Consider the following 20406-nt stretch of genomic DNA (forward strand, 5'->3'; position numbering starts at 1 on the left):
AGAGGTACTGACATGGCTCGCCCAGGGTTTGTGCTCGAGGTGGACGACCGGACGCCGCCGCTGCTGGTGCACAACGGGCAGGGCTTCCTGCTCGAGCGGTTCCCGCAGGGGACCAAGGTGGTGTACCCGCCGGAGTCGCTGCCGGGGGTGCCCGACCTCGACGAGGAGATCCAGCGCGCGCTGCTGAACCCGATCGAGTCCGAGCCGCTGCCCGAGCTGCTGTTCGCCGGGATGCGGCTGACGATCGCGTTCGACGACATCTCGCTGCCGCTGCCGCCGATGGTGAAGCCGGACATCCGGCAGCGCGTCATCGAGGCGGTGCTGGAGATGGCCGCCCGGGCCGGTGTCGACGACGTCGAGCTGATCTCGGCGAACGCGCTGCACCGCCGGCTCACCCCGAGCGAGCTGCGCGGCATCGTCGGCGAGCGCGTCTTCCGGTCGTTCTTCCCGGACGGCAAGCTCTACAACTTCGACGCCGAGGACCGGGACAACCTGACCCACCTGGGGGTCACCCGGCACGGCGAGGACGTCGAGATCTCGAAGCGGGCGGCCGAGTCCGACCTGCTCGTCTACGTGAACGTGAACCTGGTCGCGATGGACGGTGGCCACAAGTCCACGTCGATCGGCCTGGCGTCGTACAAGTCGCTGAAGCACCACCACAACAGCCACACGATGATCAACTCCCGGTCGTTCATGGACCACAAGGCGTCCAAGATGCACCACTCGGCCTGGCGGATGGGCGAGGTGCTGACCCAGCACGTCAAGGTCTTCCAGATCGAGACGTCGATGAACAACGACGTGTTCAACCCGTCGATGGCGTTCCTGCACAAGCGGGAGTGGGAGTGGACGCCGAAGGACCAGGCGGTGTTCCTCGGCGCCAAGCGCGGGCTGGCCGCCGCGCCGGCGAAGCTGCGGAACAAGATCTTCCAGGACCAGCGGTCGTACTACAAGGTGACCGGGATCAACGCCGGCGCGATCGAGCCGGTGCACGACCGGACGCTCGAGATGGTGCACCGCCAGCACCTGGTCGAGGTCAACGGCCAGTCCGACGTCGGCATCATCGGCGTCCCGTACATCTGCCCGTACAACGTCAACTCGGTGATGAACCCGATCCTGGCCGCGTGCATGGGGATGGGCTACCACTTCAACGCGTACCGCGGGAACCCGATCGTCCGCAAGGACGGCGCGCTGATCCTCTACCACCCGGTGCCGTACGAGTTCAGCCAGCTGCACCACCCGTCGTACGTCGACTTCTTCGAGGAGGTGCTGTCGGAGTCGACCGACCCGGCGACCATCGAGGCGAAGTTCGAGAAGCAGTACGCCGAGGACCCGTGGTACATCCACCTGTACCGGACGTCGTACGCGTACCACGGCGTGCACCCGTTCTACATGTGGTACTGGATCAGCCACTGCCTCGACCACTGCGGTGACGTCGTCTGGGTCGGCGCGGACCGCAAGACCGTCGAGCGGATGGGCTTCCGGTCCGCGTCGACGCTGCAGGACGCGCTCGAGATGGTCAGCCACTCGGTCGGCCGGTCGCCGTCGATCACGTACCTGCACAACCCGCCGAACCTGATCGCGGACGTGCACTGATGGGCACGAGCCTGGTCAGGTTCAGCCGCGACACCGTGAAGGACGTGCGGCAGGTCGCGCGCGGCTGGCGGTGGGGCCGGCGACCGCAGGTACCGCGGTCGGCCGAGCCGTACGTGCTGCCGAAGGAGACCACGGTCTTCCCGACCCGGTGGGCCCGGACCCCGGCCGCGATCGCGGTCCGGGACATGATCCAGAAGGGCCCGCTGAACGCGATCCTCGGCTTCGAGCTGAGCCAGCACGTCAGCGGCCTGGACTCGCTGCTGAAGCTGAACGGTCCGGCGATCATCGTCGCGAACCACTCGTCGCACCTGGACACGCCGTTGCTGCTGCTGTCGCTGCCGGACGCGATCCGGCGGAAGACGGCGTTCGCGGCGGCGGCCGACTACTTCTTCGACACCTGGTGGCGGGCGGCCGGGTCGGCGATCGTGTTCAACACGTTCCCGATCGAGCGGCGCGGCGGCAAGATGAGCTCGACGCCCGGCGACCTGCTGGCCGACGGGTGGAACGTGGTCGTGTTCCCGGAGGGCACGCGCTCGCCGGACGGCTGGATGCAGCGGTTCCGGATGGGGGCGGCGTACCTCGCCGTCGAGCACGGGGTGCCGGTCGTTCCGGTCGGCATCAAGGGGTCGTTCGCGGCGATGCCGCGCGGCCGGGGCTGGCCGGTTCCCGGGCGTCCGGCGGTCGCGATCCGGTACGGCGACCCGCTGCACCCGCTCGAGGGGGAGACCCCGCGGGAGTTCGCGCCACGGATCTCCGCCGCGGTGTCGGCGCTCCTCGACGAGGAGTCCACCACCTGGTACGAGTCGCGCCGCCGGGCCGCGATCGGTGCGTCGCCGGTCCAGACGGGGCCGTCCGGTGCCCGCTGGCGCCGCGTCTGGGAGTCCACCCGCCCGATCCGTCCGGCCGAGTCCAAGCGCCGCGCCTGGAAGTAGTTCGATGACGTCATCCGTTGTGCTGCGGCCGTCTCCGACCGCCGCAGGCCGCTCGTACCTGCTCCTGCTGGCGCTGTACGCGGTGCTCGTCGCTGTGCTCTGCGTTTCGCTCGGATTCTGGGCCATCAGTTGGCCGGTCGCCGGCGGGCTGCTCGTCGTACTGCTCGCCGCCGTGTTCCTGGTGTTTCGGCTGATTGTTCGCAGTACGACGCTGGCTGTGGACGCCGACGCGATCACCTACCGGGCAACCCCGTGGGGTCAACCACGGGTGCTGCAGCGCTCGCAGGTCGTCCGGGTCGTGCTTGTCGACCGCGTGAGCCGGATCGCCTCCGGTTTCCTGGTCATCCTCGACGCCGACGGCAACCGGATCTCGGCTCCGCGGGCGTTCTGGCCGCTGGAGACCCTCCATCAAGCCGTCGACCTGATCGGCCTGCCGGCGGAGCACCGCGAGGTACTCACCCCGCGGCAGCTCCTGACCGAGTTCGGCGTCGACCCCGCGGTACGGCGAAACCCGGCGCGGACCATCCTGACCCAAGTACTCTCAGCTGCTGTCGGCGTGCTGATCGCCTGGCCGATCCTCCGCGCCGCGTTCCACTCGTTTCGCTAGCCTTCGTAGCGGTCCCGCTGGACATCGACGGTGCGAAGAGTCTGCGCCGTCGGCGGGGTGGCAACCCAGTCCGGGTGGTTCGGCATCGCGGGCTCCTTGGTGCCGTACAGCCAGTCCTCCAGGAACGGGCGGACGGTCGGGTCACAGCTCACCCGGGTGGCAAGATCGATGTAGTCCTCAGTGGTCGCGGAGCGGTTCTTGTAGGTCCGCAACCAGGCAGCCTGAATCTGGTTGAACTTGTCCACGCCGAGCTTCTCCGACAGCGCGAACAGCGTCAACGTGCCGCCGGTGTAGCGGATGTCGTCGAACAGGTTCGCCGCGTTCGGCCGCGCCACCGGCCCGGACTTGGCCCGCCAGATGTCGCCGACGCCGTACGCCTCGTGCATCCGGTCGAGCATGCTGGTCTTGCCGTGGCTGTCGGTCCAGCCACGGTCATAGGTGTACAGGAACGAGTAGTAGTTGGCGTTGCCCTCGTTCAGCCACAGGCTGCCCCAGTCGGCCGGCGAGACGCTGTTGCCGAACCAGCTGTGGGTGATCTCGTGCACCATGTGGGTGCCGATCTGGTTCTCCGGCCGCTTCAGGAAGTTGGGCTTGTAGAGCGTCAGCGTCTGCGTCTCGAGCCCGGTGAAGTCGAAGGCGTCGGAGGCGTCCGAGTTCACCGGAAGCAGTCCGTACGCCTCGAACGGGAACGGACCGAGCCGCTCCTCCATCCACCCGAGCTGTCCCTTGGTGAGCTCCAGCGTCCGCGTCAGGTCGGTGAGCCGACCGGTTGGCACGACATCCCGCAGCCGGGCGCCCGTCGGCAGCGTGCCGTGGTCGACGATGGCGAAGTCACCGACCGAGATCTGCACGAGCTCGGTCGGCATCGGTGACTGCGAGACATAGGTGTACGTCGTGCTGCCGTCGACGTTCGCTTCTTCACCCACCTGATCACCGTTCGCGACCCCGATCGTCCCTTCCGGGGCGGTCACCTTGAAGGTGTAGTACGCCTTGTCGGACGGGTGGTCGTTGCCGGGGAAGACGGTGTGCGCGACGTCCGGCTGCGGCGCTGTGCTGAACCCGTCCGGGGTGGCGACGAACCCGCCGAGCGGGGGCTTGAGCCGGCGCGGGTCGGCGGAGTAGTGCACCTTCACGCTGAACCGGGAGCCGATACGCGCCGCCGGAGTGACGACCAGCTCGTGCCCGTCCTGGGTGAAGGTGGCCGGGTGGCCGTCGACCTCGACGGAGGCGATGTCGAGGCCGTAGGCGTCGAGGTCGAACTGGGACAGTCGCTGGGTGGCCTGCGCTTGCATGGTCGTCGTGGCATCGATGAGCTTGGTGGTGGGGTCGTACTTCATCTCGATCAGGTAGTGCTCGGCCTGGTAGCCGCCATTGCCCAGGTTCGGGAAGACCGAGTCACCGACGCCAGGAGCGCCCGGGGCCGGACGCTCCTCGGCGGCTGCGGCCGAGCCGGTGACAGCGCCGGCTATGACGGCCAGGCCCACCGTGGTCACGGCGAGCCTGCGAATGGACGTGCGCATCGATCAAAACCTCCCGATCGTCCGGATACTTCGCTCACCGTTGCCTCCGATGAGGTCTCGGGAGCCGTTCTGGCGAGACATTCAGCCAGAACCGAATAGTCGGGTCGGTACGCTTGCCCGGTGAGCCTTGCCGTGCGAGTGATCCCCTGCCTGGACGTCGATGCCGGGCGGGTGGTCAAGGGCGTCAACTTCACCGGCCTGCGCGACGCCGGCGACCCGGTCGAGATGGCGCAGCTGTACGACGCCGAAGGGGCCGACGAGCTCACATTCCTCGACATCACCGCGTCGTCCGGCTCGCGCGAGACGACGTACGACGTGGTCGGGCGGACCGCCGAGCAGGTGTTCATCCCGCTCACGGTGGGCGGCGGGGTCCGCGAGGCGTCCGACGTCGACCGGCTGCTGCGGGCGGGGGCGGACAAGGTCGGGATCAACACCGGTGCGATCGCGCGGCCGGAGGTGATCCGGGAGATCGCCCACCGGTTCGGCAACCAGGTGCTGGTCCTGTCCCTCGACGTACGGCGGTCCACGGACCAGCCGAGCGGGTTCGAGGTGACCACGCACGGCGGGCGGAAGTCCGCCGGGCTGGACGCGATCGAGTGGGCCCAACGCGGCTGCGAGCTGGGCGCGGGGGAGATCCTGCTCAACTCGATGGATGCCGACGGCACCAAACAGGGCTTCGACCTCGAGCTGATCAAGGCCGTCCGGGCGGTCGTCGACGTCCCGCTGATCGCGAGCGGGGGAGCCGGTGCCCCGGAACACTTTCCACCCGCGGTGCAGGCGGGCGCGGACGCCGTACTCGCCGCCAGCGTCTTCCACTTCGGCGACTTCCGCATCGCCGACGTGAAGAAGGCACTCCGGGACGCCGGGATCGTGGTCCGGTGAGCGTCAACAACTCGGAAGCTCTCGAGGACTGCGTCGACGAGCCGGGAGAGCGGTCGGAGCGGTTGGTCGCTTCGATCGAGCAGGAGCTGTCGGCGCTGTTCCGGCGCTCGCGGTCGGCGTCGCTGCGGCTGGCCCGGCGGGTGCATCCGGAGATGGATGCGGCCGGGTACGCGCTGATCTCCCAGATCGGGCTCGGCACCGGTGCCGGCGTCCGCGCGTCCGACGTCGCGCAGGTCCTGGGCCTGGACAAGTCCACCGTCAGCCGCGGCATCACCCAACTCGAGAACCTGGGCCTGATCGAACGCATCGGCGATCCCGACGACGGCCGGGCCCGCCTGCTCCGCCTCACCACGGTCGGCGCCGAACGGTACGACGCCATGCGGGCCCAGCGCCAGACCGAGTTCCGCGCCATCCTCGCCACCTGGTCGCCCACCGACCTCTCCGACCTGGGCCGCCTCCTGGCCCGCCTGAACGCCGACCTCGGCTGACAGCCCCACCCCGCCCCACCCGCCCAAGCCGGCGGCGTCGAGCGCCGTTTGAGGGGTCGACCCCTCAGATGGTGGGTTGGCAGGCCTAAATACGGCGTGCCAACCCACCGCTTCAGGGGTCGACCCCTCAAACGGCATCGGCGGGCGGCCGGGTGAGTGGGGACTGGGAGTGGTTGGTTGTCCACAGACTGTGCATATGGTTGTGGAAACCAACCATCTGGGTATATAGTTGGGTTATGCAACTAGCTCAGCCACCCCTCGTCCCGGGGGTAGAGCGGGACTCCGCGGCTCATGAATTGATCGAAGGGGTCAGTTCGCTGATCCGGGCCGTGCGCTGCATCGAGCACCGGCACCTGATGCCCGACAGTGGGCTGCGCCGGTCCGACGCGAGCATGCTCAAGATCCTGGCCAAGGACGGCGAGCAGCGCGGCGGGGAGATCGCCGCCAAGCTCGGCGTCGACCCCTCGGTCGTGAGCCGGCAGGTGAGTGCCCTGGAGGCCGACGGACTGGTGAGCCGTCGGCCGGACCCAGCGGATGCCCGGGTCGGCCTGGTCAGCCTCTCCACCGAGGGCCGGGCCCGGCTGGAGGCTCTCTACTCGTCCTACACCCAGCAACTTCGATCCGCCCTGGACGACCTCGACGACGACGCGCTGATCGCGGCAGGGCACACCCTGCAGCGGGTCGCGCGCGCGATCACCGAGGCCAACCAGGTCGTGAGGCGTTCCCAACCAACAGGAGACTGATGACTGTCACCGAGACCCGGCGCGACCTGCCTACCGCGCCGGAACTCACCCACCGCGAGATCCTCGAGATCCTGATCGGGCTGCTGGCCGCGCTGTTCACGGCGATGCTCAGCTCGACGATCGTCAGCAATGCCCTGCCGACGATCATCGCGGACCTCGAGGGCACCCAGACGCAGTACACCTGGGTCCTCACCGCGAGCCTGCTGGCCACTACGGTGTCCACCCCGATCTGGGGCAAGCTCGCGGATCTGGTGAGCAAGAAGCTGCTGGTCCAGATCGCGATCTCGGTCTTCGTCATCGGATCCGCGCTGGCCGGCTTGTCCCACACTGTGCCGTTCCTGATCGGTGCTCGCGTCCTGCAGGGCCTCGCGATGGGTGGTCTGATGGCGCTCGCGCAGGCGATCATCGGCGCCGCGATCCCGCCCCGCAGCCGCGGCCGGTACTCCGGCTACATGGGTGCCGTGATGGCGGTCGCGACCGTGTCCGGCCCGCTCATCGGCGGCGTCATCGTCGACACCTCGTGGCTGGGCTGGCGCTGGTGCTTCTACGTCTGTGTCCCGCTGGCCGTGGTCAGCCTGGTGATCCTGCAGAAGTACCTGCACCTGCCGACGCTCAAGCGTGAAGTGCGGATCGACTACGTCGGCGCGGTCCTGATCAGCATCGCGGCCAGCCTGCCGCTGCTGTGGGTGACCTTCGCCGGCACCGACTTCGCCTGGATGTCCTGGCAGTCCGCGCTGTTCGTCGGCGGCACGCTGCTCGTCGGGTTCCTCGCCGTACTGGTCGAGAACCGGGTCGCCGAGCCGCTCGTCCCGCTCAAGGTCGTCCGGGAGCGGACCACCGCGCTCGCGATCATCGCCAGCCTGGCGGTCGGGGTCGCGCTGTTCGGCAGCGCGCTGTTCCTCGGTCAGTACTTCCAGATCGCCCGCGGCTACAGCCCGACCGAGGCCGGCCTGCTCACCATCCCGATGATGCTCGGGTCGTTCATCGGCTCGGCCGGGTCCGGTCAGCTGATCACCCGCTACGGCAAGTGGAAGCGGTACCTCGTCGCCGGCGGGATCCTGCTGCTCGTGGGTCTGCTGATCCTCGGCACGATCGACCACGCCACCCCGTACTGGTTCGTCGGGCTCGGCATGCTGTCGATGGGTCTCGGCATGGGGATGACGATGCAGAACCTGGTCCTCGCGGTCCAGAACACCGTCGACGTGACCCAGATCGGCGCGTCCAGCGCGACGGTCGCGTTCTTCCGCAGCCTGGGCGGTGCGGTCGGCGTCTCGGCTCTCGGCGCGGTGCTCGCGGCGCGGGTCAAGGACCTGATCGTGGCCGGCGTACTCGCCGGGCCGAACGGTGCCGAGGCCGCGCGCAAGCTGCAGGAGGGCGGCTCCGGCAGCACGAGCCTGCTCGACGTCGGCCACCTGCCGCCGCAGCTCGCCGAGCTGGTCCGCCATTCGTACGGCGATGCCACCGGACGGATCTTCCTGATCGCCGCCGCGTGTGCGGTCGTCAGCCTGGTGGCGGTCCTCTTCATCAAGGAGGTCCCGCTCCGCCGGACCGTCGCCAAGGTCGACGACGTCGAGGACCTCGCCGATCGCGCGGTTCACGACTGAGCCGTCTCGTCCCCTACGCGGTGCTTCCGAGCCTCGGGAGCACCGCGTACGTCTGCGGTCCGATGACGTACTACGGTGTTCGCCGGTATAGACCGCAGAGGAAAGGACATCATGAGCTCGGGGTACCAACCGCAGTGGGGAGCACCGCCACCACCGCCACCACCACCGTCTCCGCCGCCCAGGCAGCGGAACACCGGACTGATCGTGTCGCTGGTCGCCCTCGGCGTGATGCTGGTCGTCTTCGTGGTGACCGGCTTCGTCACGCCCGGCTTCCTCCGCGGCGACTCGGGCACCGCCGAGCCGGCCGCGCCCTCGAGCACCCAGCCGAGCACCGGGGCCAGTACAGGGCCGGGCACCGAGCCGAGTGCGGGCGAGACGCCGACCTCCTCGGTGCCCACCTCGTCCACCGGCATCGAGCAGGACCCGCAGTACATGAAGCCGATGGAGGCCTTTGTGGCGAAGGTGAACGCCCGTAACGCCGCCGGCGCCGCCGCGATGACCTGCAAGGACGAGAAGAGCAAGCGCCTGACGCTCCCGCGCATCGCCCTGGCCGTTGCCCAGGGCCCGCACTACACCATCGTCTACGACAACTCGGGCAAATCGGTGCTGAACCTGGCCGGCCTGGAGCTCGCCGGCAAGCTGGGCAACCGGGCGGTCCCGACGACGCCGGCGGCCGGGAACCCGAGCCACATCATCCACACCGCGGCGGTCTCGGCACGCAAGGACGGCTCGGTGTGGTGCATCAACGCCTTCTACTCCGGTTTCGGAGACATCGACAAGAGCTGAACCTCGGGTGGTTCGAGGCCGGCGATCGTCCGCGTACGGAGGTTCGGCGACCGGACCAGCCACAGCATGGCGAGCAGGCCGCCGGCCGCGGACAGGAGGAGGGTTTCGCGGACACCGACCCAGGTGCCGAGGAACCCTCCGACCACCGCGCCGAGCGGCCTGATCCCGTAGTTGATCGTGGAGTACGCGCCCGACACCCGGCTGCGCATGTGCTCGTGCGTCACGGCGGCCTGCAGTGCGTTGTTCGGTACGTCGAAGCACATCACCGCGAACCCACTGACGAACTCGGCGGATGCCAGCAGCGTCGCCTTCACCCAGCTGGGCCCGTCGGCCAGTGCGGCGATCGCGACCGCGCCCGGGAACACGACCGCGCCGACGGCGATCAACGGGCCGATACCGAGCAGCCGGCTCAGCGGGGCAGCGCCGACCGCGCCGACCAGGGAACCGATCGCGCCGATGCCGAAGGCCAGACCGATCGTGCCGGCCGACAACCCCAGGTCCCGGCTGGCGAACAGCACGAGCAGCGCGCCGGCGATCAGGTTGAAGAAGTTGATCGTGGTCGAGCAGCCCAGGCTGTGCTTCAGGTATGGGTGCCGCAGCAGGTACCGCATGCCTGCGCGGGCCCGCTCGAGCAACGGCTCCGCCGACTGCTCGACCACGCCAGGCTCGACCTTGGTCCGGCTGAGCTGGATCGCCGAGAAGGCGAAGGTGGCCGCGTCGACGACGATCGCGACCGGCGCGGTCAGCCACTGGACGAGGATGCCGCCGACCGCCGGCCCGGCCATGAACGAGATCGACCTACTGGCGGACAGCTTGCTGTTGGCCTCGAGGAAGTGCTCGCGGTCCACCAGTCGCACGAAGAACGCGGAGTACGCCGTGTTGAACACGACCTTGGCCACGCCGGTGAGAATCGCGATCACGTACAGGTGAGCGAGGCTGAGCAGGTCCAGCCAGTAGGCCACCGGCAAGCTGATCAGGACCACGAGCCGCGCCAGGTCCGCCGTGATCATCAGCGGCCGCTTGTCCGCTCGCTGTTCGACCCAGGTGCCGATGAACAGCGATGCGAGGTTCGGCAGCCAGACGGCCGCGGTCAAGAAGCCGACCTGGCTGGGGGAGGCGTGCAGCATGGTGACTGCGATCAGTGGCAGTGCCAGCTCGGTGATCCGGTCGCCGAACTCGGAGACGGACTGCGCTGACCAGTACCTCCGGAAGTGCTGGTCGCGCCAGAGGCTGGTAACGGTCCTCACTAGGTTGCTTCCGGCAACGAAAAGCGAAGGTGGCGAACCGACCGGGCGTCGTCCGGCGCCTCGCCCGCGTCGCGGCGCTGCACGTACGGCGCGAGCAGTTGCTCGATCGCCGACTCGATCGCCTCGAGCTCCTCGGCGGTGACCACCAACCGCGTGTTGGCCGACCCGGCCAGCCGGCTCCAGGCCGGATCGAGGTCAGGCTCGATCTCGACGAGCCACCGCTGGGCCGTTTCGAAGGCCTGGTTCATCATCTCGGTCCGGAGCAGCCGACCGGCCTCGGCGCCCTCCGGCGTGTCCGGCGCCTGGTAGCGAAATCCGTGCGACACCGCGTTCCACCAGCGTTGCCGCCGGTCGGTGCCGCTCGGCGGCGGTACGTCGACCACGAGCCCGAACTCGGCCAGGTGCCGCAGGTGCCAGCTGGTGACCGAGGGGGAGGCGCCGACGTGGTCGGAGAGCTGGGTCGCGGTGGCCGGTCCGTTCCGCTGCAGGTAGCTGAGCGCGGCGAGCCGGACCGGGTGCGCCAGTGCGCGCATCGCCTGCGGGTCGGTGACCTCGAAATCGCCGTACGGATTTCTGAGAGACATGTTTCGAGAGTAATCTCTCAGATCTTCGGCGGGCAAGTGGGGGAACCGGATCTGGTGGTCGCGCGTGTTAGCCGGGTAGACACCAGGTGGGAGGTGGCCACGTGCGGGACGACGGCGATCCGGCGGCCGAGGTCGCGGCGCTCTACCGGCGCACCTGGCCGCGGCTCATCGGCGTCCTGGTCTCCATCGGTGGGTCGCGCGCAGACGCCGAGGAGGTCGCGCAGGACGCGTACGTCAAGCTGCTCGGCCGCTGGGACGCCATCCGCCGGTACGACGACCCGGAGGCCTGGGTGCGCGCGGTCGCGGTCCGGAACCTGATCAGCCGGTTACGCCGCCAGCAGGTCGCTCACCGCGCGCTGGCGAGGCTGTCTGGACGCGTCGAGCCGGCGCCCGGGCCGGACGGCAACGCGTTGGACGTGGCGGCCGCGTTGGCGCGGATCACGCCGGAGCAGCGGGCGGTCGTCGTACTGCATCACGTCATGGATCTGCCGGTGGAGCAGATCGCCGAGGAGCTACAGGTGCCGCCGGGCACGGTGAAGTCCCGGCTGGCAAGGGCGCGGCGGGCGCTCGCGCCGCTGCTGGAGGTGACCGAGCATGCGTGACCTACTGACCGAGTACGTCGACGAGCAGTCGCCGGAGGAGGCGCCGCCGTTCGAGTACGTCGAGCAGGCCGTCCGGGAACGCCGGCGTCGCCACCGGGTGATCGCCGGTGCGGTCGCTGCGGTCGTGGTGGTGGCCGGGATCTCGGCGGGCATCGGAGTACCGCGGACGATGCGCGAGCCGGCGGCGCCGGACGACGCCCCGACCGTGCCGGTGCACGCGGCCCTGGACGAAGGGGCGCCACCGGCGCAGTTCAGGATCGGGGCCACCTGGCTGGTGCAGCGGGGTGAGATCGCCGTGACCGCGGTCCGGGTGGATCCGGCCAGCCCGACCATCGTGATCGTCACGGTCGCCCGGGACGACGTCGCGGTCGAGCCGTGTGTGCCGAACACGATCGTCAGGATCCTCTCGCAGGACAACGCCGCGGTGCGGATCGCGGCGTACCGCTACGGCGTCGCGCCGGACCAGCGCGAGGGCCACCAGTGCAACCACCGGTCGGTGGCGCCGACCACGCTCCAGGTAGAGCTCCGGCGGCCGCTGGGCTACCGGACCGTGTACGCCGGCACGAAGGGCTTCCGCACCGTCCTGAACTGACGCCTCGCCAGGGCGGACCGCGACCGCCCTGGTGAGGTCGTCTCACTCAGCCGGGAGCGTCTGCCGCCACACGTCACTGATCAGGTCCGGTCGCATCCCGACGGACCGGTAGAGCGCTACCGCCGGCGTCGGGTTGCGGGAGTCGACGTGCAGGATCGTTCCGGTCCGCCCGGCCGCCGAGTCGGTCGCGAAGGCGTCGCGGAGGAGGTACTTCGCCAGGCCCCGACCACGCGCGGACGTGACGACGGCCAGGCGTCCGACGTACCCGCAGTTGTCGCTGGTGACGAAGTTGTCGTTGCACTCGGTCATGGCGACGCCCTGGCCGTCCAGCTCGAGCAAGGTGAGCTGCGACCAGTCGAACGTCGACCGTGCCTCCCGGGACTCGACCCACTCGTCGTACGGGCGTGGGTCCGCGGTCGGCTGCTCCTTGAAGGCTTCCACCAGTACGGCGTGGGCCGCGCGGCGGGTCTGGTCGTCGTACGCGCCGCGCCGTACCGTCACGCCCTCGGGTACTGCGGGGCGCGGGACCGGACCGTCGAAGGTGATCCGCATCCGCTCGGTAGAGGTCTCTCGGTTGAAGCCGGCGGCCAGGAGCAGGTCCGGCCACAGCTCGTCCTGCCGCACCGCCGCGATGCTGACCAGCACGTCCTTCGGCCCTCTGACTCGCTGCAGGGCCTTGTCCAGCAGCCATCGCGCGACAGCCGGGTCCTTGCTCAGCACCTCGAGGCCGGCCCGGGTCCCGCCGCCGCTGAGGGCAGCGGTCGCCGAGCCGGCGTACCGTCCCGCCCGATCCAGAACCATCCATCCGTCGGTCGCCGGGTCGAACCCGGGCATGCGGAGATAGTTGGCGACATCCTCCGGGCTGTGCTTGCTGAAGCCGATCAACTCCCGCATGTATGCCGCCGACTCCTCGGCAATCACCTGCGCGTCCTCGACCCGCATCGGACGCACGGTGTGCCCTTCAGGCAGTATGGCGGTCATGCACGCATAGTGGTGGATGGCCGCCGTACTGTCGAGCCGATTAGCAGGCCTTGACCCACTCGCTCTCGCAGCTGCTGGTCGAGGTGGATCGGAGGTTGCTGACCGCCGCGGGTGGTGCCTGGTCGGACCAGGAGGCCAGGGTCACGCCGACGGCGTCCTCGATCGAGCGTGGGCTGCTCAGGTAGTTGTTGCTCAGCATGGAGAAGACAAGCTTGCGGCCGTCCTTCGTGCTGACGTAACCGGACAGAGCTGTGACACCGGTCAGCGAACCGGTCTTGCCGTGCAGGTTGTTGGCGGCCGGAGTGTTCAGCATCCGGCTGCGCAGCGTGCCGCCGACGAACCGCGCGGGGTTACCGGCGATCGGTAGCGCGTCGTACCACTGCTGCCACCACGGCTCCTTCTGGGCGCCGATCAGTACGTCGGTCACCGCGTCTGCGGTCACGTTGACCTTGCGGGACAGACCGGAGCCGTCGGACAGACGGATCCGGCTGGTGTCGACACCGATGCTCTGGGCGTAGCCGGTCACCACGCCGAGCCCAGCCGACCAGCTGCCGTCCGCCTCGGCCACCGCGCCCATCGTCTTGACCAGCGTCTCGGCGTGCATGTTGTTCGACAGCTTGAGGAACGGCGTCATCAGCTCGCCGACGGTCATCGACTCGTCCCGGGCCAGCCGGGTCGCGCTCGCCGGGGTTGCCGCGTTCTTGATCCGGCCGCTCACCGAGATCCCCTGAGCGGTCAGCGCGCGCCGGAACACGTCGGCCGCGTAGAGCTCCGGCTCCCACACGGTCACCCACTCCTGGTCGACCGATGCGCCGAGCGGCATCGAACCACTGACCCGGACGATGTTGGTGCCGTGGTCGCGCTCGACGTCCAGCGTGTTCGACGATCCGGCGGCGCCCGTGGTCGCGGTGTTGATCACCTTGAGTACGCCGTTCGCCGGGACCATGGTGAGCTGCAGCGGAGCGCCCACGGTCGCAGCGGGCCGGCTCTCGACGATCGCCGTACCCGAGTCGTAGTCGGTGTTCGGGGCCAGCGTCAGCGCGGAGATCTGGGCGTTGTAGTAGAACGGCTCGTCGTCCCAGGCCCAGCTGTCGCCGAGGCGGACGTGGTCGAAGTACGTGTCGTCGATCAGATTGCCGTCGACCCGGCGTACGCCGGCAGCCCGCAGCTGCGTCGCCAGTCCGGCGTAGTCGGACTCCAGCGCGGTCGGGTCGCCGTACCCCTTGAGGTAGAGGTCACCGCGCAGCTTCCCACCGCGGACGGGTGCGGTGGCGAGCACGTCGGTGTGGAAGCGGTACGACGGACCGAGCACGTGCATCGCCGCGGTCGACGTGAACAGCTTGGTGTTGGACGCGGGCAGCATCCGGGTGCCGCCGTTCCGGTCGTACAGCGTCTCGCCCGTCGTGGCGTCCCGGACGACCAGCGCGACCTGTGAGCCGTCGTACCGGCTGTCGTTGAGCAGACTGTCAAGCCGCTGCTGCAGGGCGGTCGCCTGGACGCCTGCGGGGGCTCCGGCCGATTGGGTGACGACCCCACCGATGGCGGCTGCGGCCGCGGCGACGGCGGCAACCACTGTGCGTAAATGACTCACGAGGCAACCTTTCGGTTCAGTCGAAAACCTACCTGAGCAGTCTCTACCTCGCTTAGCCTGTGGTCCAGGTATCCGCCCCCACCTGAGGAGTGTCATGGCCAGGCGACTTCTCGCGGCCCTCGTGGCCGCACTTACCCTGACCGCCTTTCTGACCGCGCCGGCGCGCGCGGCCGGCGGCGCGGTCTTCCCGAAGGACATCATCAGCACCGACTTCCCGGACCCGGACGTCTTCGAGCAGAACGGGACCTGGTACGCCTACTCGACCAACAGCGGACTCGGGACCGTCCCGGTCGCGACTGCGCCGAGCCCGGACGGGCCGTGGACCATCCGTGGCGACGCCATGCCGGACGGTCCGTCCAGCGCCTGGGCGCAACTCGGCCGCACCTGGGCCCCGGACGTCTACCCGAACCCGGACGGCACCTACACGCTCACCTACGCCGCGTGGCACAAGGAGACCGGCCGCCAGTGCATCGGCGTGGCGACAGCCACGTCACCACTCGGCCCGTTCACCCCGGTCGGTACGACGCCACTCATCTGCCCGCTCGACCAAGGCGGTGCCATCGACCCCAACACCTTCGTCGCGAAGGACGGCACCCGCTATCTGGTGTGGAAGAACGAGGGCAACGCCGTCGGCAAGCCCTCCACGCTCTGGCTGACCCGTACGACGAACGACGGCCAGACCCTCGTCGGGGGCAACACCGCCCTGCTCACGTCGAACGGCATCATCGAGGCGCCGGACCTGGTTCAGCGCGACAGCCGGTACGTGCTCTTCTTCTCCAGCAGCGGCTACAACAACTGCAACTACCAGACGTCGTACGCGACTGCCACCAGCCTCACTGGTCCGTGGACGACCGCGTTCCGCCCGCTGATGACGACTGACACGTTCGACGGCCACGTGTGTGGTCCAGGTGGCGCCAATTTCGTCGGCGACAAGGTGTTCGTGCACGGCTGGGTGGACGGGGCGCGGCACCTCTTCGAGGCGGACCTGGGCTGGGCGAACGACCTCCCGATCGTCCGTGGCAGTCGGGTCCGGATCGAGGGCGAGAGCGGGCAGCTGAACCACTGCGTGGTCCGTTCGAACGCGGCCGGCGCCTCCGACGGGAAGGTGGTCGCATACATCGACTACCCCGACTCCTGGGTCGAGGAGTCGATGTACGCGCCGGTCGCCGGTGACTACACGCTGCATATCGGTTACGCGAACGGATCGCGCGGCACCGCCAGCCACGGGCTCGTTGTCAACGGCAACAGCCAGGGCACGGTCAGCTACCCGGCCACCGGCTGGGACAACTGGCACGAGAGCTCCGTACCGGTCGTGCTGAAGGCCGGCTGGAACACGGTCCGGCTGACGAAAGGCCGCCTCTACACCGAGGTGGACTACCTCGAGATGCAATAGCCAGGTGCTTGGCGGCGCGACCCCGTACCCTCGTACCTGCACCAGGAGGCGCCAGGGGGCACGGACGGGGAGTACGAAGCACGGATGGTCAAACCACCAGAGCAGGTGAGCGGGGACCGGCGGCGTCGGCCGGTCTGGCTGGACCTGCGCCGTACCGGCCGCGGGATCACGGCGATGCTGTACGGCGGGCTGGCGTCGCTGATCTCGCTGGTGATCACGTTCTGGACGCTGCCGCAGATCAGCAGCGACGGCCGGCTGCCGATCTTCCGGCTGGTCGTGCTGCTGGCGGTCTTCTCGGTGCTGATGCGCTGGGTGCTGGCCGGTATCGCGGTCCTGATCGGGTCGATCGGCGTCCTGGTCGGGGGACTGCTGTCCCAGTTCGCCGTCGTGTACGTCGGCATCTCGGTCGACCCGGGGGTGACGCTGCACGGCGGGGTCGAGGCGCCGCTGCTGGTCGCGATCTGGATGTCGTCGATCAGCGCCTTCGTCGGCTGGATCGCGTACGCCGGCAGCGACGACGCGTACGTCGCCGAGGTCATGCGGGTCGTGCACCGCCGGGCCCGGACGCTGCAGCCGGCGCCGAAGACCGGGATGCTGATCATCCAGATCGACGGCCTGTCCGCGCCGCTGCTGAACTGGATGGTCCTGGCGGGCAACCTGCCGAATCTCGGCGGTTGGATCCGCGACGGCAACCACTCGATGGTTACCTGGCACACCGGCGTACCGGCCACCACTCCGGCCAGCCAGGCCGGCATCCTGCACGGCGGCTCGCGGCAGATCCCGGCCTTCCGGTGGTACGAGAAGGAGACCGGCCGGGTGATGGTCACCAACCGCGGCCGGGACGCCGCGGAGATCGAGACCCGGCTCTCCGACGGGCTCGGGCTGCTCGCCGACGGCGGCGTCAGCATCAGCAACAACTGGTCCGGTGACGCGGACAAGTGCGAGCTGGTGTTCAGCCGGGCCGCGCTGCCGGACCACCGCAGCCGTGGCTATGTGCGGTTCTTCTCCAGCCCGCAGGGTGCCGCGCGCGGGCTGATCCTGTGCTTCGGGGAGATGATCAAGGAGCTGCACCAGGCCCGCCGGCAGCGCGCGCGGCACCTGGTCCCGCGGGTGAAGCGCGGTGGCGGCTACATCTTCCTGCGGGCGGTCACCAACGTCCTGCTGCGCGACCTGAACGTCTCGCTGATCACCGACGAGCTCATCAAGGGCACTCCGGTGATCTACTGCGACTTCGTCGACTACGACGAGGTCGCGCACCACGCCGGACCGACCCGCCCGGAGTCGCTGCAGACACTGGAGGGTCTGGACCGGGTGCTCGGGGCACTGCAGCGGATCATCGATCTGCTCCCGCACTCGTACGAGATCGTGGTGCTCTCCGACCACGGCCAGAGCCAGGGCTCCACCTTCCTCCAGCGCTACGGCCGGACGCTGACCCAGGTGGTCGACGAGCTGGTCGACACCACCAAGGAGCCGGTCGCGGCGGTCGGCAAGTCCGAGGGCTGGGGGCCGGTGAACGCGTTCCTCACCGAGCTGTCGATGCGTAGCGGCGTCGGCGGCGCGGTCACCCGCAAGGCCCTGCACCTGAAGTCAGGCGAGGTGGAGCTCGGGCCCAAGGAGTGCGAGCCGCCGGTGGCCGCGGACGAGCAGATCGTCGTCACCGCGTCCGGCAACCTGGCGCTGCTCTACCTCGCCACCACGCCCGGCCGAGTGCCGATGGAGGAGATCGAGCTGCTGCACCCGAAGCTCATTCCCGGTCTGGCGACGCACCCGGGGATCGGGTTCGTGGTGGTCGACTCGCTGGCCGAGGGGCCGCTCGCGATCGGCCGGGCGGGGGTCCGGGTGCTTCGGTCCGGCCGTGTCGAGGGCGAGGATCCGCTGGCGGCGTATGGCCCGTTCGCGCCCGACTCGCTGCTTCGGCAGGCGGAGATGCCGCACAACGGCGACCTGGTCGTGGTCAGCCGAGTGGACGACTACACGCAGGAGGTGGCGGCGTTCGAGGAGCTGGTCGGATGCCATGGCGGCATCGGCGGCTGGCAGACCGAGGCCGTGCTGGTCCACCCGAGCCGTTGGGTGCTGACGGACCCTCCCGTAGGCTCCGACGCGGTCCACGAACTGCTGATCAGCTGGCTGGAGAAGCTCGGACACCGGCAGGACCTGAAGCCTCGAGAGCCCGGTGCCGAGCCCGGTGCCGAGCCCAGCGTCGAGTCGAGTGTGGAGGCCTGAGGAGTGCGGATCACCTGGTGGGGGCATGCCACCACCACCATCGAGGCGAACGGCACGCGGCTCCTGACCGACCCCGTGCTCACGTCGCGGATCGCACACCTCCGCCGGCGCCGCGGACCCGCTCCGTTACCAGAGGCGGGGGAGTGCGACGCCGTACTGATCTCGCACATGCACGCCGACCACCTGCACCTCACCTCGCTGCCGCTGGTCGCTCCGGACGCGGCACTGGTCGTACCGCGGGGTGCGGCCAAGCTGATCCATGCCGACAGCGGTCCCGCGTTCTCGGACCGCTGCATTGAGGTTGCCCCGGGCAACCAAGTGCGGATCGGGTCGCTGGACATCACCACGGTCACCGCGAACCACGACGGACGGCGGCTGCCCTGGTCCGGGCACAGCGGACCAGCCGTCGGGTACCGGGTCGAGGGCGCACCGAGCGTGTGGTTCGCCGGTGACACCGACCTGTACGACGAGCTCGCCGCGGAGGCCGGTCCGGTCGACCTCGCGCTGGTGCCAGTCGGCGGGTGGGGGCCGTCGCTCGGGCCGGGACACCTGGACGCCGTGCGTGCGGCGGAGGCGGTACGCCGGGTGCGGGCGAAGATCGCCGTACCGGTGCATTTCGGGACGTTCTGGCCGATCGGGATGGACTGGGTGAAGCCGGAGCTGTTTCTGCCACCGGGTGACAAGTTCAAAGCGGCCGTGGACCCTGAGGTGAGGGTTGAGCTGCTCGAGCCGGGCGAGTCGATCGAGGTGCTGGCATGAGCGGCGACACCAAGTTCGACCTCTGGTACCTGTTCGCGCTGGCCGGGGCAGTGCTGATCGGTGCGGTGCTGCCGGTGCTGCCGACGGGTGCTGCGGTGTCAGCAGGCGCAGTACTGGCGTCGCACAGCACGCCGTTCGGACTGCTCGGCGTGCTCATTGCCGGCGCGGCCGGGGCGTACGTCGGCGACCTGATCGTGTACGCCGGCTGCCGGTTCGGTGGAGAGCGTCTGGCCAAGCGGATCGGGTGGCTGCGCGACAACGCGTCCCTGGACGCGCTACGGGACCGGCTGGCCGAGCATGAGATCGGCGTACTGCTGACGTCGCGCCTCATCCCCGGTGGCCGAGTGCCGGTGTTGCTGGCCGCCGGGCTGGCCGGCTACAAGTGGGAGCGGTTCGCGCTGGTGGACCTGGCCGCGTCGTCGCTGTGGTCCGCGGTGTACATGGCGATCGGACTGCTCGGCTACGCGCTCTTCCCCAAGCCGTGGGAGGGCGTGGTCGCGGCGGTCGTGCTGGTGATCCTGACGACGGTCGTCAGCAGCCTCATCCAGCGCGCCCGGCGCAACCGCAAGTCAGACCCCGAATGACGCGTTCCTGAGCCGCTCGACCGTCTCGGCGTCACCCTCGAGCTGTACGTCGGCCACCTGCTGACGGCCGAAGCAGAACAGCACCAGCTCCGCCGGCTCACCGGTCACCGTGACACTGCCGGCCTCGGTGGGCCGCTTGGCGACCGACGTCGTCCCGTCGGGCAGCCGGAGCACCAGACCGCTCGGCGACTTCCGGGTCATCGTCTTCGCCGCCAGCCGGACTGCCTTCCACAGGCCCTCCTGCTGGTCGGCCGGCAGCGCGCGGACGTCGTACGCCGGCTGAGCGCGCCGGACGTCCTCGTGGTGGACGAAGTACTCCGTCGTGTTCAGCTGGTGACCGAGCTTCGGCACCGCGTAGATCGAGACCGTCGGTGGTCCGTTGCGCACCTTGTCGACGACGTCGGCGAAGTTGTAGCGCTCCTTGGCCCGCTGCATCCGTCTCTCGGTCGTGTCGGCCAGCGCCGAGATCATGATCCCCGGCCCGGCCATCGGGTCCGCCTCGCGGACGTAGAGGTGCACGGCCAGGTCGTAGGTGTCCCAACCGTCGCAGAGCGTGGGCTGGGAGGGCCCGAGCTGGTCGAACAAGTCACACAGTGCACGTCGTTCTACCCGGCTGTAGTCGGTCACATACTCGATCGTAGTTGTCGGGTGCGAATGGCAGAATGTCAATCGTTGTCATGCTCGTGTCCCGTATA

At 69.3% G+C, this 20406-nt stretch carries 20 protein-coding genes; 14 read left to right on the top strand and 6 right to left on the bottom strand.

The annotated features are described in order from the left end of the window. Positions 1-12 precede the first annotated feature (12 nt). The 3 genes from AB0E69_RS17680 to AB0E69_RS17690 are packed head-to-tail and all read left to right on the top strand — an operon-like array spanning position 13 to position 3132. The gene (locus AB0E69_RS17680; protein ID WP_360146295.1) at positions 13-1593 is read left to right on the top strand and encodes a lactate racemase domain-containing protein; all 1581 of its coding nucleotides are present in this window, start codon (positions 13-15) and stop codon (positions 1591-1593) included. Beyond that, entirely contained in the window at positions 1593-2525 is a 933-nt protein-coding gene (locus AB0E69_RS17685) for a lysophospholipid acyltransferase family protein (protein WP_360146298.1), read from the top strand. Before AB0E69_RS17680 ends, AB0E69_RS17685 begins: the two co-directional genes overlap by 1 nt. A gap of 4 nt (positions 2526-2529) precedes the next feature. Beyond that, the gene (locus AB0E69_RS17690) at positions 2530-3132 is read left to right on the top strand and encodes a hypothetical protein (RefSeq protein WP_360146301.1); all 603 of its coding nucleotides are present in this window, start codon (positions 2530-2532) and stop codon (positions 3130-3132) included. Here the strand turns inward: AB0E69_RS17690 and AB0E69_RS17695 are convergent. Next, positions 3129-4652, bottom strand: a complete 1524-nt coding sequence (locus AB0E69_RS17695) for a M1 family metallopeptidase (RefSeq protein WP_360146304.1) — start codon at positions 4650-4652, stop codon at positions 3129-3131. The genes AB0E69_RS17690 and AB0E69_RS17695 overlap by 4 nt on opposite strands. 120 nt (positions 4653-4772) lie before the next feature. Between AB0E69_RS17695 and hisF the strand changes: the two genes are divergently transcribed. The 5 genes from hisF (at position 4773) to AB0E69_RS17720 (ending at position 9155) form a co-directional block, all read left to right on the top strand. After that, positions 4773-5534 (top strand): imidazole glycerol phosphate synthase subunit HisF, encoded by a 762-nt coding sequence (gene hisF, locus AB0E69_RS17700; protein WP_360146307.1) that lies wholly within the window; start codon positions 4773-4775, stop codon positions 5532-5534. Next, positions 5531-6022 carry a MarR family transcriptional regulator gene (locus AB0E69_RS17705; RefSeq protein ID WP_360146310.1) on the top strand — a complete coding sequence of 164 codons (492 nt, stop codon included), beginning with the start codon at positions 5531-5533 and terminating at the stop codon, positions 6020-6022. The genes hisF and AB0E69_RS17705 overlap by 4 nt, the downstream gene beginning before the upstream one ends. Positions 6023-6258: 236 nt before the next feature. After that, on the top strand, positions 6259-6765 hold the full coding sequence (locus tag AB0E69_RS17710; protein WP_360146313.1) for a MarR family winged helix-turn-helix transcriptional regulator: 507 nt from the start codon (positions 6259-6261) through the stop codon (positions 6763-6765). Next, a complete protein-coding gene (locus tag AB0E69_RS17715; protein ID WP_360146316.1) occupies positions 6765-8369 on the top strand; it encodes an MDR family MFS transporter in 1605 nt (534 codons plus the stop codon). The genes AB0E69_RS17710 and AB0E69_RS17715 overlap by 1 nt, the downstream gene beginning before the upstream one ends. A 111-nt stretch (positions 8370-8480) precedes the next feature. Next, positions 8481-9155, top strand: a complete 675-nt coding sequence (locus tag AB0E69_RS17720) for a hypothetical protein (RefSeq protein ID WP_360146319.1) — start codon at positions 8481-8483, stop codon at positions 9153-9155. On the opposite strand, the gene AB0E69_RS17725 is transcribed toward AB0E69_RS17720, so the two are convergent. After that, positions 9122-10402 carry an MFS transporter gene (locus tag AB0E69_RS17725; protein WP_360146322.1) on the bottom strand — a complete coding sequence of 427 codons (1281 nt, stop codon included), beginning with the start codon at positions 10400-10402 and terminating at the stop codon, positions 9122-9124. The genes AB0E69_RS17720 and AB0E69_RS17725 overlap by 34 nt on opposite strands. Then, the gene (locus AB0E69_RS17730; protein ID WP_360146325.1) at positions 10402-10986 is read right to left on the bottom strand and encodes a helix-turn-helix domain-containing protein; all 585 of its coding nucleotides are present in this window, start codon (positions 10984-10986) and stop codon (positions 10402-10404) included. The genes AB0E69_RS17725 and AB0E69_RS17730 overlap by 1 nt, the downstream gene beginning before the upstream one ends. Before the next feature lie 101 nt (positions 10987-11087). On the opposite strand from AB0E69_RS17730, the gene AB0E69_RS17735 reads away from it, so the two are divergent. Together AB0E69_RS17735 and AB0E69_RS17740 are read left to right on the top strand one after the other, a co-directional pair. Further along, positions 11088-11588 (top strand): sigma-70 family RNA polymerase sigma factor, encoded by a 501-nt coding sequence (locus AB0E69_RS17735; RefSeq protein ID WP_360146328.1) that lies wholly within the window; start codon positions 11088-11090, stop codon positions 11586-11588. Beyond that, on the top strand, positions 11581-12180 hold the full coding sequence (locus AB0E69_RS17740) for a hypothetical protein (RefSeq protein WP_360146331.1): 600 nt from the start codon (positions 11581-11583) through the stop codon (positions 12178-12180). Before AB0E69_RS17735 ends, AB0E69_RS17740 begins: the two co-directional genes overlap by 8 nt. 42 nt (positions 12181-12222) lie before the next feature. On the opposite strand, the gene AB0E69_RS17745 is transcribed toward AB0E69_RS17740, so the two are convergent. Beyond that, positions 12223-13161 (bottom strand): GNAT family N-acetyltransferase, encoded by a 939-nt coding sequence (locus tag AB0E69_RS17745; protein ID WP_360146334.1) that lies wholly within the window; start codon positions 13159-13161, stop codon positions 12223-12225. A gap of 40 nt (positions 13162-13201) precedes the next feature. After that, positions 13202-14752: a D-alanyl-D-alanine carboxypeptidase/D-alanyl-D-alanine-endopeptidase gene (gene dacB, locus AB0E69_RS17750; protein WP_360146337.1), complete on the bottom strand. Its 1551-nt coding sequence runs from the start codon at positions 14750-14752 to the stop codon at positions 13202-13204. Positions 14753-14846: 94 nt separating this feature from the next. On the opposite strand from dacB, the gene AB0E69_RS17755 reads away from it, so the two are divergent. The 4 genes from AB0E69_RS17755 (at position 14847) to AB0E69_RS17770 (ending at position 19711) form a co-directional block, all read left to right on the top strand. Then, positions 14847-16145: a family 43 glycosylhydrolase gene (locus AB0E69_RS17755; RefSeq protein WP_360146340.1), complete on the top strand. Its 1299-nt coding sequence runs from the start codon at positions 14847-14849 to the stop codon at positions 16143-16145. 84 nt (positions 16146-16229) lie between these two features. Further along, entirely contained in the window at positions 16230-18368 is a 2139-nt protein-coding gene (locus AB0E69_RS17760; protein WP_360146343.1) for an alkaline phosphatase family protein, read from the top strand. Positions 18369-18371: 3 nt separating this feature from the next. Next, complete coding sequence (locus tag AB0E69_RS17765) at positions 18372-19127, top strand: MBL fold metallo-hydrolase (protein ID WP_360146346.1); 756 nt, start codon at positions 18372-18374, stop codon at positions 19125-19127. Then, entirely contained in the window at positions 19124-19711 is a 588-nt protein-coding gene (locus tag AB0E69_RS17770) for a VTT domain-containing protein (RefSeq protein ID WP_360146349.1), read from the top strand. Before AB0E69_RS17765 ends, AB0E69_RS17770 begins: the two co-directional genes overlap by 4 nt. On the opposite strand, the gene AB0E69_RS17775 is transcribed toward AB0E69_RS17770, so the two are convergent. Then, positions 19697-20338 (bottom strand): TIGR03085 family metal-binding protein, encoded by a 642-nt coding sequence (locus AB0E69_RS17775; RefSeq protein WP_360146352.1) that lies wholly within the window; start codon positions 20336-20338, stop codon positions 19697-19699. The genes AB0E69_RS17770 and AB0E69_RS17775 overlap by 15 nt on opposite strands. Positions 20339-20406: the final 68 nt, after the last annotated feature.

Source organism: Kribbella sp. NPDC026611 (genome assembly GCF_040638345.1).
In the GTDB taxonomy this organism is placed as follows: Bacteria; Actinomycetota; Actinomycetes; order Propionibacteriales; family Kribbellaceae; genus Kribbella.